13 protein-coding genes and 2 pseudogenes are annotated in these 17,712 nt (G+C 70.7%); 12 read left to right on the top strand and 3 right to left on the bottom strand.

The features are described 5' to 3' along the window. The first annotated feature begins 169 nt into the window (after positions 1–169). The gene (locus CTZ28_RS11715; RefSeq protein ID WP_259471581.1) at positions 170–2,338 is read left to right on the top strand and encodes a peptidoglycan recognition protein family protein; all 2,169 of its coding nucleotides are present in this window, start codon (positions 170–172) and stop codon (positions 2,336–2,338) included. 104 nt (positions 2,339–2,442) lie between these two features. On the opposite strand, the gene CTZ28_RS11710 is transcribed toward CTZ28_RS11715, so the two are convergent. After that, positions 2,443–3,333, bottom strand: a complete 891-nt coding sequence (locus tag CTZ28_RS11710; protein ID WP_121889272.1) for an alpha/beta fold hydrolase — start codon at positions 3,331–3,333, stop codon at positions 2,443–2,445. A 125-nt stretch (positions 3,334–3,458) separates the two neighbouring features. Between CTZ28_RS11710 and CTZ28_RS11705 the strand changes: the two genes are divergently transcribed. The 4 genes and pseudogenes from CTZ28_RS11705 (at position 3,459) to CTZ28_RS11695 (ending at position 8,017) form a co-directional block, all read left to right on the top strand. Then, positions 3,459–5,423, top strand: coding sequence for an AfsR/SARP family transcriptional regulator (locus CTZ28_RS11705; RefSeq protein ID WP_121889271.1), 1,965 nt, complete (start codon positions 3,459–3,461; stop codon positions 5,421–5,423). Between the two features lie 172 nt (positions 5,424–5,595). Continuing rightward, positions 5,596–6,207: pseudogene (locus tag CTZ28_RS48175) on the top strand (lysostaphin resistance A-like protein); the annotation flags it as partial. Further along, positions 6,204–7,358 (top strand): sensor histidine kinase, encoded by a 1,155-nt coding sequence (locus CTZ28_RS48170; protein ID WP_183154356.1) that lies wholly within the window; start codon positions 6,204–6,206, stop codon positions 7,356–7,358. The pseudogene CTZ28_RS48175 and the gene CTZ28_RS48170, both read left to right, overlap by 4 nt. Next, complete coding sequence (locus CTZ28_RS11695; protein WP_121889270.1) at positions 7,355–8,017, top strand: response regulator; 663 nt, start codon at positions 7,355–7,357, stop codon at positions 8,015–8,017. Before CTZ28_RS48170 ends, CTZ28_RS11695 begins: the two co-directional genes overlap by 4 nt. A gap of 43 nt (positions 8,018–8,060) precedes the next feature. Here the strand turns inward: CTZ28_RS11695 and CTZ28_RS11690 are convergent, their stop codons facing one another. Further along, entirely contained in the window at positions 8,061–8,981 is a 921-nt protein-coding gene (locus CTZ28_RS11690) for an alpha/beta fold hydrolase (protein ID WP_121889269.1), read from the bottom strand. Positions 8,982–9,559: 578 nt separating this feature from the next. Then, complete coding sequence (locus CTZ28_RS11685; RefSeq protein WP_121889268.1) at positions 9,560–9,928, bottom strand: hypothetical protein; 369 nt, start codon at positions 9,926–9,928, stop codon at positions 9,560–9,562. Between the two features lie 573 nt (positions 9,929–10,501). On the opposite strand from CTZ28_RS11685, the gene CTZ28_RS11680 reads away from it, so the two are divergent. From CTZ28_RS11680 to CTZ28_RS49950, 7 genes and pseudogenes are all read left to right on the top strand, one after another. After that, positions 10,502–12,472 (top strand): YncE family protein, encoded by a 1,971-nt coding sequence (locus CTZ28_RS11680; RefSeq protein ID WP_121889267.1) that lies wholly within the window; start codon positions 10,502–10,504, stop codon positions 12,470–12,472. A 217-nt stretch (positions 12,473–12,689) separates the two neighbouring features. Then, a complete protein-coding gene (locus tag CTZ28_RS11675; RefSeq protein ID WP_121889266.1) occupies positions 12,690–12,944 on the top strand; it encodes a ribbon-helix-helix domain-containing protein in 255 nt (84 codons plus the stop codon). Further along, positions 12,941–13,384 (top strand): PIN domain-containing protein, encoded by a 444-nt coding sequence (locus CTZ28_RS11670; protein ID WP_121889265.1) that lies wholly within the window; start codon positions 12,941–12,943, stop codon positions 13,382–13,384. Before CTZ28_RS11675 ends, CTZ28_RS11670 begins: the two co-directional genes overlap by 4 nt. Positions 13,385–13,505: 121 nt before the next feature. Further along, a complete protein-coding gene (locus CTZ28_RS11665; protein WP_121889264.1) occupies positions 13,506–13,847 on the top strand; it encodes a hypothetical protein in 342 nt (113 codons plus the stop codon). 1,660 nt (positions 13,848–15,507) lie between these two features. Next, entirely contained in the window at positions 15,508–16,128 is a 621-nt protein-coding gene (locus CTZ28_RS11655) for a Crp/Fnr family transcriptional regulator (protein ID WP_121889262.1), read from the top strand. Between the two features lie 143 nt (positions 16,129–16,271). After that, complete coding sequence (locus CTZ28_RS11650; RefSeq protein ID WP_121889261.1) at positions 16,272–17,096, top strand: hypothetical protein; 825 nt, start codon at positions 16,272–16,274, stop codon at positions 17,094–17,096. Positions 17,097–17,564: 468 nt separating this feature from the next. After that, a pseudogene (locus tag CTZ28_RS49950) lies at positions 17,565–17,712 on the top strand (IS630 family transposase); the annotation flags it as partial.

The following is a 17,712-nucleotide window of genomic DNA, read 5'->3' as shown; positions in this document are numbered from 1 at the left end:
GGCCCGAGTGATGCTTGGCGCTCCCGGCGCGCTGAAGAAAACAGTGCACCTGTGTGTCGGGTGTGCCTTCCGTGACTTCCTGCCGCGGGTCCGAGCGACCCACAGCGGCCTTTTAGGGGTGGATTACGTCGTGAGTCGTCGTACGTCGCATGCGTACAGACCGTTGAGCCTGAAGCGCCGGGCGTGGCTGACGCTGGGGGCGGTCGTCCTGGGCGGCGGAGGCGTGGTGGGCTACGCCGTGGCCAGCCCCTCCGACGGGCACGGGGCCGAGGCCCGCTCCAAGCGCCCCGTGAAGGTCTACGCCCTCGCCCTGAAGGGCGCCGCGAGCAACAAGCGGGAGCTGGCCCGGACGAGCACCCAGCAGTTCTCGATGCTCGGTGTCTCCTGGAAGGGCGCCGCCCAGCGGCTGGACGGGACCGCGCAGGTGCGCACCCGCAGCCTGGAAACCGGCGACTGGAGCGCCTGGCACGACCTGGAGGTGAACGCGGACCCGCTGGAGGACCCCGAGGCCGGGGTGCGCGGCGCGTCCGACCCGCTGTGGGTCGGCCCCTCCGACGGGGTCCAGGCCCAGGTCGTCCGCGAGGACGGTGCGACCCGCGCGCTGCCCCCGGGGCTTCAGGTCAACCTGGTCGACCCGGGCGTGGTGACCGACGCCGAGCTGAAGGCCGGCGGCGACGCCGACCCGGCCGCCTTCGCCGTCGCGGAGAGCCCCGGCGCCGCTCCGGCCGACCCCGCGTCCCCGTCCGCCTCGGCCGCCGGGTCTGCCTCCGCGTCGCCCTCCGCGAGCGCGTCGGCCGGCGTTCCCGAGGCACCGCCGTCCACCGTGCCGCAGCCCACGATGGTCGCGCGGGCCGGCTGGGGCGCCGACGAGTCCATCAGCCCCGACCCGTCGGAGTACAACGCGGACGTGAAGGCCGTGTTCGTGCACCACACGGACAGCGCCAACGACTACTCGTGCGCCGACTCGGCGGCGATCGTGCGGGGCATCTACACGTACCACGTGAAGACCAACGGCTGGAACGACATCGGCTACAACTTCCTGGTCGACAAGTGCGGCACCGTCTTCGAGGGCCGCAAGGGCGGCGTCGACCGGCCGGTGCTCGGCGCCCACACCTACGGCTGGAACCGGGAGTCCGCGGGCATCGCGGTGCTCGGCACCAACACCACCGTCAGCGCCTCGGACGCCACGCTGACCTCGGTCGCCCGGGTCGCGGCCTGGAAGCTCGGGCAGTACGGCGCCGATCCGTCCGGGACCGTGCAGCTGACCGCGGGCGCCACCCAGAAGAACTACTTCGGCGCCAATTTCACCGCGGGCGTGAAGTACCCCTTCCCGCGGATCTCCGCGCACCGCGACGGCTACAACACCGAGTGCCCCGGCAACGCGCTCTACGCGCAGCTGCCGACCATCCGCACCCTCGCGGCCGGCCCGGTGCAGGGCGTGAAGGTCACCTCGGTCACCGGCGCCACCCAGAACGGCTCGACCTACTACACCAAGGGCGCCGTCACCGTGAAGTGGTCGGCCACCACGCCGGCCTCACTCATCTCCCGGTACGAGCTGCTGGTCGACGGCAAGTCCGTCGCCACCCTGGCCGGCTCCGCCACCTCCGCCGGCACCACGTTGGCCGTGGGCAGCCACACGGTCGCCGTGCGGGCCGTGCACCAGTCGGGCAGGACGGCGACCAGCGCCTCGGTGAAGGTCGTGGCGGACACCACCGCCCCCACCTTCACCAGCTCGCCGAAGCTGTCCCTGCGCACCGGCACCGTCAACACCACCGCCGTCCCGGTCGCGCTGGGCTGGAAGGCGGCCGACGAGACCGCCCTGCGCCAGGTGAAGCTGCTGTCCCCGACGGCCGCCACCTTCGGCGCGACCACCACCGGCTCCAACCGCACCGCCGCGTCCGGCTCCGCCGCCACCTGGTCGATGCGGGCGTACGACTGGGCCGGCAACTACCGCACCTCCTCGCCCTCCTACACCCCCGTGATACTGCAGGAGAGCTCCGCCACCAAGGCCGGCAGCTGGTCCACCCGCTCCAGCTCCAGCTACCTCGGCGGCAAGTCGTACTCCAGCTCCGCCAAGAACGCGAGCCTCACCTGGACCTTCACCGGCCGCTCGGCCGCCTGGGTGGTCTCCCGCGCCGCCGGCTCCGGGCAGGCGTACGTGTACGTCGACGGCACCAAGGTCGCGACGGTCGACCTGAAGTCGTCCAGCACGCAGTACCGGCAGGCGATCTGGACCAAGTCCTGGTCCAGCAGCGCCAAGCACACCGTCAAGATCGTCGTGGTCGGCACCAGCGGCCGCCCGACCATCACCACGGACGGCCTCGTCTACCTCAAGTAGCCGTCGCGCACGGTCGTACACGGTCCCGCGGAGCACGTTTCCCCGTGCTCTGCGGGACCGTTCGTGTGTCCGGGGGTATGACCCGGGTCTCTGCGTGTGTGCGTTCAGCGCTTCAGGAGGGCGCGCAGCGCCGCGGTGACCGCGGCCGGGTCCTCCTCGGCCATGAAGTGCCCGCAGGCGACGGTCCGGTGGTCCAGGTCCGGGGCCCAGGCCCGCCACAGGGCCGCGGCGTCGTAGCCGAGGGCGGCGCCCCAGTCCTGCTGGAGCACGGTGACGGGCATGCGCAGCTCGGCCCCCGACTCCCGGTCGGCGCGGTCGTGCGCCACGTCGATGCCCGCGGAGGCCCGGTAGTCGGCGACCACGGACGGTACGGCGGCCCGCGCCGCCGCCAGATACACCGCGCGCACCGCGGCGGGGATCGCCTCCGGGTCCCGGGTCCACACATCGAGGAAGTGACCGAAGAAGGCGTCCGGCGCCCCGGCGATCAGCTGCTCGGGCAGGCCGGGCGGCTGGGCCATCAGATAGAGATGGAAGGCGACCGCCGCCGAACTGCCGTGCAGGACGTCCCACATGTCGAGGGTGGGCAGGACGTCGAGCAGGGCCAGCCGGTCGACCGCCGCCGGATGGTCGAGGCCGGCCCGGAACGCGACCAGCGCGCCACGGTCGTGCCCGGCCAGGGCGAACCGCTCGTGGCCCAGGGCACGGGCCAGCGCGACGACGTCGGCGGCCATGGTGCGCTTGGCGTACGTGGTCCCGTCGGGATCCTCGGCGGGTTTGTCGCTCGCGCCGTAACCGCGCAGGTCGGGGCAGATGACGGTGTGGTCGGCGGCGAGGTCGGCGGCCACGTGCCGCCACATCAGGTGGGTCTGCGGGAAGCCGTGCAGCAGCACGACCGGGCTGCCGCTGCCGCCGACGGCCGCGTGCAGGGCGACGCCGTCGGCTACGAGGACGCGGTGCGGGGCGAAACCGGGGATCGTGGTGTCGTGGGAATCCATGCTCCGAGGCTGCCGCCCGCGAATCAGCACCCGATCAGCACCCGATCAGCACCCTGATCGGCACCTGATCGGCATGCGGCGGCGTCGCGGCGGACGCAGGGAGGCGGACGTATGGAGGCGGACGTATGGAGCGGACGGTGTTCCGGGTGCTCGGGGCGGTCGGGGCCGAGCGCGACGGTGCCGCGGTCGCCCTGAAGGGCCCGCGCCACCGCGCCGTGCTGGCCCGGCTGATCGTGGCCCGCCGCCGGGTCGTCCCGGTCGACCGGCTCGTCGCCGACCTGTGGGAGGAACCGCCGCCGAACGCCGTCGGCGCCCTGCGGACCTTCGTCGGCGATCTGCGCCGCGCCCTGGAGCCGGAGCGGCCGCCGCGGGCGCCGGCCCGGCTCCTGGTCACCGAGGGACCCGGGTACGTCCTGCGCGCCGTGCCCGGCTCCGTCGACGCCCGGCGGTTCGAGGACGCCGTCGCCGACGCCGCCGCGCTGGGGCCCGAACGCGCCCTGGAACGGCTCGACGCGGCGCTCGCGCTGTGGCGCGGGCCCGCCTACGCCGACTTCGCCGGCCAGGAATGGTGCCGGGGCGAGCGGGCCCGGCTGACCGAACTGCTGCTGCACGCGGTGGAGCGGCGGGCCGAGACGCTGCTCGCGCTGGGCCGGGCGGCCGAGGCGGTGCCCGACCTCGACGCCCACACCGCCGCTCACCCCTGGCGCGAGCACGCCCGGCGGCTGCTGGCGCTGGCCCTGTACCGCACGGGCCGGCAGGCGGACGCGCTCGCCGTGCTGCGCCGCGCCCGCGCGAGCCTGGCCGACGGGCTCGGCGTCGACCCCGGCCCCGAGCTGCGCCGCCTGGAGGCGGAGATCCTCGCCCAGGACCCGCGCCTGGACGGCCCGGCCGAACCGTCGGTGGCGGCGGCCCGGTTGTGGGCGCGGGCGACCGAGGCGTACGACCGCACGGTGGCCGCCGGTGCCCGGGCCCGGCTGGAGTCGACCGTGGGCCTGCTCAGGAACCTGGCGGTCACCGGCGGCGGCGGTCTCGCGGAGTCCCGCGAGCACCGGCTCGCGGCGGTGACCGCGGCGGAGGAGACCGGAGACGCGGAGCTGACCGCCCGGGTCATCGGCGCCTTCGACGTGCCCGCGCTGTGGACCCGCGCCGACGACCCGGAGGCGGCGTCGCGCATCGTCGCCGCGGCCGAGCGCACCCTGACGGCGCTGCCGCCGGACGCGTCGTACGAGGCGACCCGCTGCCGTCTCCTCGCCGCCGTCGCCGTGGAGATGCGCGGCACCCGGTCCCCGCGCGGCCCGGCCGCCGCCCGCGAGGCCGAGGAGAGCGCACGCCGCCTCGACGACCCCGCGCTGCTCGCCTTCGCCCTGAACGGCGTCTTCATGCAGTCCTGCACCCGCGCCGGCCTCGCCCCGGTCCGGGACGCGACCGGTGCGGAACTCGTCGCGCTCGCCGCCCGGCACGGCCTGGTCACCTACGAGGTGCTCGGCCATCTGATCCGGGTGCAGGCCCGTGCGGCCCTCGCCGACTTCGCGGCGGCCGACGCGCACGCCGCCGCCGCGGACCGGCTGTCCGGGCGGCACGAACTGCCGCTCGTGACCGTGTTCACCACGGGGTACGCCGCCCTGCGCGCCGCCGCCACCGCGACCCCGACGCAGGCCGAGCGCGCCTACCGGTCCCTGTACGCCGCGCTCGACGGCTGCGGCATGCCCGGCCTGACGGCGGGCCTGATCCCGCTGACCCGGCTGTCCCTGGCCCTCCGCCCGGGCCGCCGCCCGCCCGCCGCCCGCGTCGACCTCGCCGAGGACTGGGGCCCCTACCGCCCGTGGGTCCAGCCGCTCGCCCTGCTCGGTGCGGGCCGGACCGAGGAGGCCCACGCGGCGCTACGGTCCCTGCCGGAGCCCCCGGCCGACCTGATGTACGAGGCGCTGTGCTGCCTGACGGCGGCTGCGGCACTGGAGCTCGACGACCAGGCCCTGCGTACCACCCTGGCGGCCCGCCTCACCCCCGCCGCCGACGAGCTGGCGGGCGCGGCATCAGGTTTCCTGACCTTCGGCCCAACCAGCGCCTGGACAACGGCCCTACGGCCCTGACGAAGCCCGAGACGCCCCGGAACCCGAGGAGGTGGCGGGTCCCAGGTACCCCACCAGCAGCTCGCGCGGCCGAGGCGCGCTGTTCTCCCGCCCATGCCGCCCCCCCACACCCCCTCACGAGCCCGCGATACCTCCGGCAAGGGTGCTGCAAGGAGCCTGCAAGGAAATGCCTGGGGTGGTGCTGTGCGGGGCCGTCATCGCGAACCTGGCCTTCCTCGGCTACTACACGGTGGGCGGCCTGGGCTCGCCGACGGGCGCGGTGGGCCTGTTGGGTTTAATGGCCGCCGCCGCGGTGACGGAGGAACTCCTCTACCGCGGGTTCCTGTTCCGGATCATCGAGGAACGCACCGGGACGTGGATCGCGCTGACGCTGACCGGTGTGCTGTTCGGTCTGGCGCACCTGCTCAACCCGCACGCCGGCCTGGTCGGTGCGATCGCCATCGCGATCGAGGCCGGCGGCATGCTGGGCGCCGCGTACATCGCCACCCGTACCCTGTGGGTGCCGATCGGCCTGCACTTCGGCTGGAACTTCGCCCTGGGCGGCATCTTCAGCACCGAGGTCTCCGGCAACGACACCCAACAGGGCCTGCTGGACGCCGCCACCTCGGGCCCCTCGCTGATCAGCGGCGGCGACTTCGGCCCCGAAGGCAGCCTGTACACCGTGGTGTTCGGCGTGCTGACGACCATCGTGTTCCTGTGGCTCGCCCACCGGCGCGGCCATCTCAAGCCCCGCCGCCCGCGCACCGAACGAGCCGGCGCCACCACCGCTACACTCGCCCGGTGATCAGCCTTCGGCGGCTTGCCGGGCTGCGGCGCGGATTCGACATCACGGCCTGGTATCTGCCGCTCGGCCCGCTGCTGTTGGCCGCGTCGCTGGTGCCGGCGTTCCACAGCCACGGCACCCAGCTCGGCGGTCTGCCGCCCCGCCCCTTCGACACGCTCGCCGTTCTGGCCATCGCCCTGGAATGCCTCCCGCTGACGGTGTTCCGGCGGTGGCCGGTGGCCTGTCTGGCGCTGGTGTCGGTGGGCTTCGCCATCGACCAACTGCGCGGCTACCACTCGCTCGCGGGCACCGCGCTGCCCTTCGCTCTGGCGGCCGTGGGCTCCCGCATGGAGCGGCACCGGCGCGCCACCGCGCTCGGTTTCTCGGCGGCGTACGCGGTGCTGGCCCTCGCGCTGTACCGGCTCGGTTCGGGTGAGTCGCCGGGCGAGTTCGTGTTGTTCTACCTGGCGCTGGTCCTCGCCTGGGGCATCGGCGGGTGGCTGCGTTCGGCGCGGGCCGCGGAGGCCGAACGCCGCCGCCGTGTCGCGCAGGAGACCAGGACCGCCGAACGCACCCGTATCGCCCGCGAGTTGCACGACGTGGTGACCCACCACGTGACCGCGATGGTCGTCCAGGCCGAGGCCGCACGCTATCTGACCGCCGCACCCGACCGCCTCGACCAGACCCTCACCGCCGTCACCGACACCGGCCGACGAGCCATCAGTGACCTGCGCCATCTGCTCGACCTCCTCAACCCCGACCACGGCACCGGCACCCGGACCCCGTCGGCGGGCCGGCTCCGCACCCTCGTGGAGCAGACACGCGAGGCGGGACAGCCCGTGGAGTTCACCGAGGAGGGCACGCCCGCACCGACGACGGGCAGCGCCGACCTCGTCGCCTACCGGGTGGTCCAGGAAGCACTCACGAACGCCCTCAAGTACGCGCACGGCAGCCGCACCGCGGTCCGGGTGCAGCACACCGAGAAGGAGATCACCGTGGAGGTCAGCACCGACGCGTCCGCCTCACGGACCGCCTCACCGGGCGGCAGCGGACGCGGCCTGGCCGGCCTGCGGGAACGGGTCGACGTCCTGGGCGGCGACTTCAGCGCCGGCCCGCGGGCAGAGGGCGGCTTCCTGGTACGGGCCCGCATACCCGCAGGGAACCCCTCATGACCGGCCCGATCCGGGTCCTGGTCTGCGACGACCAGATGCTCGTGCGCACCGGCCTGGTGACCATCATCGACGCACAGCCCGACCTCGAGGTCGCCGGCGAATGCGCGGACGGGAAGGCCGCGATCGACCTCGCCCGCCGACTGCACCCCGACGTCGTCGTCATGGACGTCCGCATGCCCGTGCTCGACGGCATCGAGGCCACTCGCCTGCTGGCCGGCGCCGGCGTGCACCACCCCGTGAAGGTGCTCGTGGTGACGACGTTCAACCTGGACGAGTACGTCTACGAGGCACTGCGCGCCGGTGCCAGCGGCTTCCTCCTCAAGGACGCACCCCCCGCCCAACTCCTGCACGGCATCAGAACGGTGGCCACCGGCGCGGCCCTGCTCGACCCCGAGGTCACCCGTCAGCTCGTGGGCCGCTACGCCGCCCGGATCCGGCCCGCCGAGGGCGGCAGCACGAACGACATCCCCCTGACGCCCCGCGAGCTGGAGGTGCTCCGCCAGATCGCCGACGGCCTCTCCAACAGCGAGATCGCCGCGACCCTCCAGATCAGCCAGGAAACCGTGAAGACCTTCGTCTCCCGCATCCTCACCAAAATCGGACTGCGCGACCGCGTCCAGGCGGTCGTCTACGCCTACCGCCAGGGCCTGGTCACCTGACACCGCCAACGGTAGGGCGCCGGTGGGGTGTTCGGGCCGTGCCCTACCGGGTGGGGCGGCTGCCGTGGCCCGCGGCCTGTGCGGTGACGCGCTGAACGGCACGGACCGCGAGGTCGGGCCGGTCGACGTAGATGTAGTGACCGCTTCCGGCGGCGGTGCCGAGGGTGCTGCGGCTGGATATCGCGCGCCACCGGCGCTGGCCCTCGGACCACATCCGCTCCAGGGCGGGCCCGTATTCGGGAACCGAGTCGTACTGCTTGTCGTGCTTGATGATCTCCACGGGAATGTCTCCGGCGGAGCGGACCTCCGCGTCGGCGATGACGATCTTCTCGGGGTTCTGGCCCTCGTTCACCGCGAGGGTCTGCGCCCGCAGTTCCGCGACCTGGCCGGTGGCCGACTCGGGAATCACCTTCGAAATGTCGGCGCTCAACGTCGGTATGGTGGCGTCCATCAACACCAGCCCCTTGACCCTGTCCTGATGATCGGGGGCATACCGGGCGGCGATCAGCCCGCCGAGCGAGTGGCCGGCCAGGACGACCGGACCGTCCCCGGCGATCCGGTCGAGCACCGCGGTCAGGATCCTTCCGCTGTCGGCGAAGGTCTGGAGGCCGTCGGGCCGGTCGCTCGCGCCTTCGCCGAGCCGGTCGTAGGAGCAGACCCTGTCCTTCTTGCTCAGGGTCTTCTGCAGGTCGGCCAGCTTGTCCAACCCGTCGCCCCCTCCGGCCATCAGCACGACGACCGGCCTGCCGGCCGCAGGACGTCCGGAGCAGGAGACGTTCACCGAATGGCCGGCGACGCGAATCTTCCTGGCTCCGGAAAACGCAGACCCGTGGGCCTTCTGTACGGTCGTGGCGGATGCCGGCTGCAACTGCGTCGCGGTGGCTTCCTCGCGGGCGAGAAGCCCCGCGCCGGCCACGGTGCAGCACAGCGCCGTCATCGCGGTCGCCCTGATTGCGCGCATCATCGAGCCCTCCCAAAAGGCCATGGGGTGAGACAAGGAGGGGGATTGCGGCGGCGGTCCGACAGGAACTCGGCACCGCATTCCCCATGAGGGCCCCTGCGCCAGATGCTCGACTGGAGCGCGGCGCCCACCCCTGAAATCTATGGATCCGCCGACCCGAAATCGTCACTCCACGGAGTGCACCTGCGCGTAGCTCCCAGGAGGGACGGCCACCGATCGCTCACCCCACCGATGCAGCGCCCCGCGGCGAGCGCACGGCGCGTATATGGGCGCGGACCGTGTCCACCGAGACCCTGCGCCGCCCGCGTCGCCGCCCGCGTCGCCGCCCGCGTCGGCGGGCGCCCGTTCCGTAGGGAGCGCGTTCCGTGGGGAGCGCGTTCAGCCAGGTGCCGTACCTGCGCGGTTTACGGTCGGCGTGTGCGGAGTGCAGTTCGTCCGACCCTCCGTCCGACCCCCTTCGAGAAGGGCGACGGCGACGATGCCGGGGCGGCGGTCGGTTCCGCCGCCCCCGTCGCGTCCGGTGCGGTGCGGCCCGCCGGGCGGGCGGTCCAAAAGGCGCAGCGCAGTCCTCGGCGGGTGGATCAGGAGGGCGGGCAGCCGAACCAGAGCACCGTGTCCTTCTTGGCGATGTGGCCCAGGCATCTGACGGTTCTGTCGTGCAAGGTCTTGGTCCGGTCGACCTTTCCGTTCTGATAGTCCATCTCGTGGTGGGTGTGTACGAGGGTGTCGATATCGATTCTGTACCAGCGGTGGTTGTCGTCCGGCAGGTCGCACCCGTGGGCGATCACCTCGGTGGCGGGCCCGTTGCTGCTCCATATGACCCGTTCGGCGCGGTCGCAGTGCACCCTGCCCTTGGCACTGGCGGTACCGGCACCGGCACCGAGCAGCGCCGCCGCGCCCGTGGTCACCGCCGCGGTCGCGCCGAGCAGGCGCTTCAGAGTGATGTTCATCGATGGTCCTCCGTGGTGACGTTCGGGAGTTGGCGTGTCGCTTGGAGTGATAGTCACACCGATCTGGTATGTCCTGCGCGGCAGCCGACGGCGCAGTCCCCCGACCCGGTGACGTCCGTGCTGCCAATGCAGCAGGCAGCCGTGGCGCGCGGCGCGGCCCACGCGGAGGAGCGTAGGAGGGGTCCGCGGAGCGGCGCCGGGTGGACGCGGCTGCCGGGGCCGACGTACCGGGCTGCTGCGCGGCTCGGGCTTTCCGGCGAGCGGCGGCGAGGTTGTGGCGGGCCACCGAGGTGTCGGGACGGGTGTCACCCGGGACCCGCGCCGACTGGGCGACGGCGGAGTCGAGCGGTACGGCCCGGGCCGGATCCCCGGCCTTCTCGTGGACGAGAGTCAGGTTGTCGCGACGAGAGCCAGGTTGTCGCGACAAATCCAGTCCTCGACTGTCACTTGCATGCCATACGCTGCTTCTTCGGCAGCGTCCACGCACCCGTCGTCGGTGCGAGGGGGGACGCGCGGCCTCTTTCATCTCCGCCCGGTGACCACCGGGCTTCTTCTGTGGGGGTTCACATCACTGTGCGCAGGCGCAGCATCTCGACCGCGACGGCACTCGCGGTCGTCCTCAGCTCCGCGGCCCTGGTGACGGGCATGGCGGGTCCGGCGGCGGCCGACGCCGCGAAGGTCCTTCCGGTGAAGTCGGTCGGCGACATCGTCGTGGACGGCGCCCACCGGCGGGTCTACGTGTCCGATCCGACCGGCGGCAAGATCGTCGTCACCGACTACTCGGGCACCGTGAAGGCAACGCTGACCGGGCTCACCGGCGTGACCGGCCTCGCGCTGTCCGCCGACTCCGGACAGGTGTACGCGGCCGTCAAGAACGGCAACCGGATCGTCTCGGTGGAGACGGGCACGTACACCCAGACGGCGAGTTACCCGGTCGGCGCGGCTCCCGGCGATCTGGAGGTGGTGGACGGCCGGATCTGGTTCGCGCACGGCACCGACTTCGGTTCGCTCGACGTCTCCGGCGCCGAACCCGTCGTCCACCTCGCCCAGCGCGGCGACGTCGACTTCCACGGCGCCTTCGGGATGTTCCTGGCCGCCGACCCGGCCGTCCCGGGCGTCCTGGTGGCGGGCAACGGCGGCCAGCTCGCCGTGTACGACGTCTCGGCCGACGGAGCCGCCCTTCGCGTCAAGGGCGACATGGACACCGCCGTGGAGCAGCTGGACCTGACGCCCGACGGCAGCCAGGTGCTCACCTCGTGGGGCGCCCCGGACCGCGGCTACGGCCTCGGCACCTACTCGACCACCGACCTCACCGAGTTGGCCGGCTACCCCATCGACCCGTACCCGAACGCCGTGCGCGTCGCGCCCGACGGCAGCGTCGCGGGCGGCAGCGAATCCTGGTACGACCCCGACGTGCACATCTACCGGCCCGGTGACCCGGCGCCGGTACGGGAGTACGACTTCCCCGACACCGACAACAGCAGCGGCTCCGACACCCTCGTATCCGGAGCGCTCGCCTGGGCGCCCGACGCGAGCCGGGTCTTCGCGGTCTCCGCGAACCACTACGGCACCTTCACGCTGCGCGCCCTGACCGACCCCACCAAGGAACTGCCCACCGTCAAGGTGTCGGCTCCCGCCGCGTCGGAACGCGCCAAGAAGCTGACCGTCACCGGCAAGCTGACCTCGAAGACACGGCTCCCCGCGGGCACCGGCCTCAAGGTGACCCGCACGGACATCGAGTCGCCGAGCGGCAAGGCACTGGCCCCCGTCAAGACGAAGGCGGACGGCAGCTTCTCCTTCACGGACACCCCGCCCGCCGGCGGCAAGGTCACCTACAAGGTCTCCTACGCGGGCGACGCCACGCACGCCCCCGCCTCCGGCTCCGATGCGGTGAACGTCTCGCGCAAGGCGACCGCGCTGACCCTGAACAACAACGGCAAGCTGTACGCGTACGGCAAGGACGTCACCTTCACCGCGCACCTCGGTACGACGTACAAGAACCGCACCGTCTCGATCTACGCGGACCCCTTCGGCTCCGACAAGCCGAAGAAGCTGCTGAAGACGGCCAAGGTCAACTCCAAGGGCAAACTGTCGGCGACCGTCGACATGACCCGTGACACCGCCGTCACCGCAGTCTTCGCCGGCGACGCCCGCTACGCCGCCAAGACCGTCAAGTCGACCGCGTACGCCCATGCGAAGGTCTCCACCGCCGTCTCCCGGCACTACAAGACGGGCAAGATCGGCTCCAGGACGTACTACTACTTCCGCAAGAACACCGACCCGGTGTTCACCACGACCATGAACTACTACTCCGGCCGCAAGCAGCGCCTCCAGCTCCAGGTGTACTACCAGGGCTCCTGGTACGACTCGGGCTCCGAGTACTTCGCCCTGGCCACCAACGGCAAGTCGGCCGTGCGCGTGGGGGCACCGGGCGAGTCCGGCATCCGTGCCCGAGTTCGCTCGTCGTACATCAACGGTTCCTCCGGCGACACCGTCAACTCCACGACGCACGGCGCCTGGAAGTACATCACCTTCACCAACTGACCTCTTGATCCGGTACGGCCCGCCCCCGACTCCGGCGGGCCGTACCGCATCACGTTCCTGGACGGCCGACCGCGGCCGAGCCGGGAGGATCCTCATCGCCTGAGCGCGTCTGCTGAGCGCGTCTGCTGAGCGCGTCTGCTGAGCGCGTCTGCTGAGCGCGTCTGCTGAGCACGGCCAGGAACGTACATCATTTCGGTACATGGACTAAGCTTGGTACATGTCCATGAAGCGCACCAACGTCTACGCCGACCCCGAGGACCTGGCGATCATCAAGGAGGCGGCCAAGCGTCGAGGAATAAGCGAGGCTGAGATCATCCGCCAGGGGATCCACCTCGCGGCGATGGCGAACCGTGTCTGGGACGAACCCCTGTTCTCGCGCACCTTCGAGGGGCCGGGCCGTACGCCGTCCAAGTCGGAGGTCCGTGACACGGTCGCGGACGCGGTCCGCCGCGATGCCGGAGCCACCGGGTGATCATTGTCATCGCCGATACGTCCGGGCTGCTGGCCGCCCTCGACTCGACGCATCCGGACCACGGAGCAGCGAATGAGGCGATCATGGCTGCCGGCCTCTTGATCACGTCACCGCTCCTGCTGGCGGAGCTCGACCACGTCACCACACGTGAGCTCGGCCGCGAGGCTGCCCTCAGCGCCGTCGATGACATCCGCCGTTGGATGCGCCGTGGCCGGGTCGTCGTCCCGGAAGTCACGGAGGACCACCTGAGCGCCGCGCAGACGATTCGTGTCCGCTACCGCGCCCTGGATCTCGACCTCGCCGACGCGGTGAACGTGGCCCTGGCCGCCGACTACGACACCGACGCGATTCTCACCCTCGACCGCCGCGACTTCCGCGCCGTGCGCCCGCTGAGCCGCCACAAGTCGTTCCGGGTCCTCCCCGACGACCTCCCACTCTGACACGAGGAAGCCGGCAGCCTGCACCAAGGCCAACGCGACCACGTCCACCTGCGAGGCGAACTTCGCCTATATCCACCCGCGTTGGAACCTCGGCCGCAACGCCCTTGCCGGCACCTGGAAGTTGGCTGCCTGGACCGAGTCCGCGGACGGTGCGGGCCACGTCGACCTGCACGCCGCCGAGTCGGTGCCTGTCCTGCGTTACGCGAAGCTGACGGCCGACGCGGCTCCCGAGCCGGTGGCCTGCGGCGGCTATCACGGCTACTCCGGTCAGAAGGTGAAGCTGCAGCTCCGGAAGAAGGGGACGTCCACGTACACGACCGTGAAGACGATCACCACCGACGGCTCCGGAAAGCTGAAGACCACGGTGAAGGCGTCGGCGGACGGCTACTGGCGTTACGCCTTCGCCGGCTCGACCACCACCGCACCCGCCACCGTTGCCGACGACTACGCCGACGCCCGCTGACCCCGACGGCCTGGGACCCGGCGACGCCCACCGCCCCGCGCGGTCGCCGTGACTGCGGCCTACCACGGCTTGGGCCGCACGACACGCGCGCCCGAGCGGCCGGCGCCGCGCGCCGGGGTGTCCGCGGCGACCGTGCCGGTGCCTACGGACCAGCCGTTCTGAACAGGGCGGCTTGCGGCGATCGGCGCCGCCATACAGTTGCCGCTGCCGCCGCGCTTCACATGGCAACCGAGTACGGACCGGGCCAGGCCCCGAAGGCCATCCAGCAGTCCGCAGGGGACCGACGGCACCGAGTGCTTCGACGCGGCCGAAGTGTCCTGGCTCGCCGTGCCCCGGCCCGTGTGCCCGTTGGGTCGTCACAAGGCATGTCTTCCAGCAAGGCCCTGCCTGGTTCGCATCCGATGCCCCTGGAGAAGAGCAGGCTGAGAGTTCCAGCCGGGCGAACCTCCCGGGAGCTGAAGCAGAACACAACCGTGGGCAAGATTGCGGCCACCCAGCACTCGGGCCTCCGCGTGCCCGATCTTCGTGTGCCCAGTAGGCCCGGAACGCGGTCGAGTAATCACCAGGCTTGAGGGCACGCTATGGGCACGCCGTCGACTCAGAGGCGTGGACGGCCCCTCCTGGTGACCGGCGAGCGGCCGAGCCCTGGAAACGAGCGTTGGCCGGAAGGGCGCCGTTGCAGGAGCACATCGAGGAGGGCTCAGCGGCGACCGGACAGTTCGGGGCGGAGGCGGCTCGGAGCGGCCCCCGCAACGCGGGCTTGCTCGAGGTGCTGGAGCGGGCCGACTTCGGGTCGAGGGTCCGTGACGAGATGTTGGTCATCGGGGTGAGTGAAGGCCATGAAGTACGCCTGGGCCGGCAGGCGCTCGGTGACCTTCATTGCCTCCTGGCTCTCCTCGGGAGTGATCCGAAGGTTGAGAGGGCCTGGCAGTGGCGGGGCGGCTGAAGACCAGCAAGGTGCGCCGCCCCACAGCCATGACGTTCTCAACTCTGGCCAGCCCTGATTTTGAGTGCTCCGGACCTGGAGGAGGGGCTTGGCCTGTCCGATCTGCGGCTGTCTCCGGTGCCGACGGCTGCGGGTTTGCTGACGTGCCTGCAGGCGTGATCGGCCGTCCCCGAGTCACGGCTGGCCGTCGACCGGCGCCGGGCTAAAGGTCATTTAACGTCCTCCACGCTATTCGCCCGGTCAGCCGGGCGCGCTCCGCAAGAGCTTCACCTCGGTAGCTGGGCAAGTGGGGGTGAGTCCATCAGTTGCCATCAGGTCTCATCTGCCTTTGTCGGTGTCGCCGCGCAGCATACGGACGGCCACGACGGAGCCGTTCGGACGCTCTGCCGGGTTCGCTGGCGATCACGCCGTCTGTCCCACAGGGTGCGCCCCGACGAAGCGTGGCACCTCGTCCCGCAGCTAGCGCAGCGCGGCAGATGCCTACGCTGCTTCGGCTATTCAGCACCTCGGGGTCGATCGGAGCGCGCGCAAGATTGAAGTCCGCCACTGTGACTGGCGTGTGGAAGTACACGATCATCGATCGGTGTCCGAATGCGCCCCTATTGGCCCCTCGCGCGCCCTTTTATCAAGGATGTGTGAGCATCCACTATTTCTCGAGGTAGTTGCGAAGGGGTGCTGGTGTCAACGAGAAAGCGAGATCATGGAGGAAGCGCGATGGATATTGATCCGCCATGGGGGAGAATATTCGAACGGTCTAGGACTATTTGCTACCGGTCAGGGCAGCCTATGCTCCTGAAAGGCAGCCAGAAAGGAAATGTCCTACGGATCGTCGAAGGATGGGCTTTGGTGACCGAGCCGTACCCGGATGGCACGCGTGCTTTTCTCGAAATCCGCGGAAAGGGTCAGCTCCTGGGGGAGACCTCGGCCTTATCGGGTGCGCTGCGGAACGCGGATGTGACGGCTGTCTGTCGCACCGTCGTCCAGGCAGTCGGCCACGGACGGTTCCTTGCCGGACTCGGATGCAACGACGTCCTGGTCATGTTGCTGGATGCACAACACTTGCACCGAACGGCCAATGTGCGGGTCGGTGTACGGCGATTCGGCGTGGTCAGTGGGCTGAGCCGGTTACTGCTCGACCTGGCCCGAACCGCCAGCACGCCCTTCTTGGCAGGGATTCCCCAGAAGGTGCTGGCCTACGCCCTCGGCGTGACGCCCAGGACGCTGTACGGGGCAGTCGCCGAACTGGAGCGTCGTGGTGCGATCTCAGCGCGTTGGCCCGTGGTCCACCTCACGGATGAGGCGGTGTTGAAGGAACTGGCCCGGAGTGAAGCGTGAGAGTGCAGATATACCGACGGTGCCTGCTCCTGAGGTGACTGACGTCACTGCACGAAGCGGAATTTTTTCTGCATGGCATTCCCGTCGATTCCCGATCGTTGAACTCGTCCGTAGTGCCCGGTCTTTCTTCTGGGAGAGTTTCTATGTCCAAACGGTCCCGGTCGGTCAGGGCCGACAGTTGTCCTCTGCCGCCCTACTTCGGTCTTCTGGCGGTGGACGCAAAGGATTCGACCCGACTGCCGTCGGTTCAGCACGCTCCGCTCAGCAGGACCATCACCGAAATTATCTACCGTGGCCTGGAATTCGCAGGCTTGGGTGAGATGCGCAGGGAGTTCGAGTGCAATACTGGGGACGGGCTCGCCTTCGGCTTTGATCCGTCGTGGCTTCCGCTTGTCATCAGTCCGTTCGCGGACGTGCTGGACACTCTTCTCCAGCGACACAACACCGGAGCCGACCCGCACATCAGGCTTCGGATGAGCATCCACGTCGGGCCAGTTCCCGTTGCTTCGGGAACGGCTGGCGACGGGAACGCCGCTCCTCGCAGCGAGGCGCACCGCCTCCTGGACTGCGAGGCCACTCGTAGGTGGCTCGCCGACGCGGGCGAGGACGGCACACCCCTCGTCGTCATCGTCTCCGACGCTGTCCATCGCGCGGCGGTTCTCGGAGGTTACTGCGCTGTGCCGCCCTCCCGTTTCACCGAGGTCCGGGCCGAGGTCGCGGGGAAGGGCTTCACACAGACCGCGTGGATGTACGTTCCGTCACCCTCCGGTGGCCTGCTCAGTCACCCCACCGCCCAGGCCGCATCCGTGCTTGGGGCGACGAAAGAGACTGACGGTGCCAGCCCTGCCGCGCCGCGACCGATTCAATCGCGCATCCAACATGTGACGTCCGGCGTCGCCATCATGGACAGCACCTTGCGTGACGTTCACCATCATGAGGCGTCTCGGCGTGCTCCGGACCGCTCGTGAGCACGGCATCGGACCCGGCCGATCCCGATCCAGACTGGACCACACCCCCGCCTCTCGCCGGACAGTACGTGGGGTGGGGCACCGCTCTCCACGGTGCATCGGCTCACCACATCACCATCTACAACTCCTTCCCCGGGAGCAGCCAGATTCCGGGGCCGTCCCGCGCCGGGCCGGACGGCCCGGCCTCCGGCCTGTCCCAGGCTCTCTGCCGACTGCGGAGATTGACCAGTCGGCTCACCGTGTTTGCCGACCGCCTCTACGCGGCAGCCGAAGTCCTTGCTGGTCTGCTCAATGACTCCGAGGACGTGCCGACACGTTCGTCCTGCATCTGCTTCCCCAGTACGCCGGGTGCCGATCGAGTGAGGAGAAACGCGTGACCCAACTGAAGTACACCAGGTTGTTACTGAGCTTCAAAGCGTGGTGTCGGTGGGGGCTGACGGTTCGTGATCCCTGCGGTATGCCGATTGCATGAGGTATGCGCAAGGGGGTGGGCTGACCGACGAGTGGCGTGCCTTCCGTGAGAAGTTGAGGATGGAGGCTGCCGAGCGGTTCGTCCTGGGCGAGGAGAACGTGGTCATCGCGCACGACCTGCGGGTCGGTGTCCGGTCGGTACAGC

This window comes from Streptomyces shenzhenensis, assembly GCF_003688995.1.
In the GTDB taxonomy this organism is placed as follows: Bacteria; Actinomycetota; Actinomycetes; order Streptomycetales; family Streptomycetaceae; genus Streptomyces; species Streptomyces shenzhenensis_A.
Note: the sequence above shows the minus strand (reverse complement) of the source record. Positions and strands in the feature narration are given on the sequence as shown.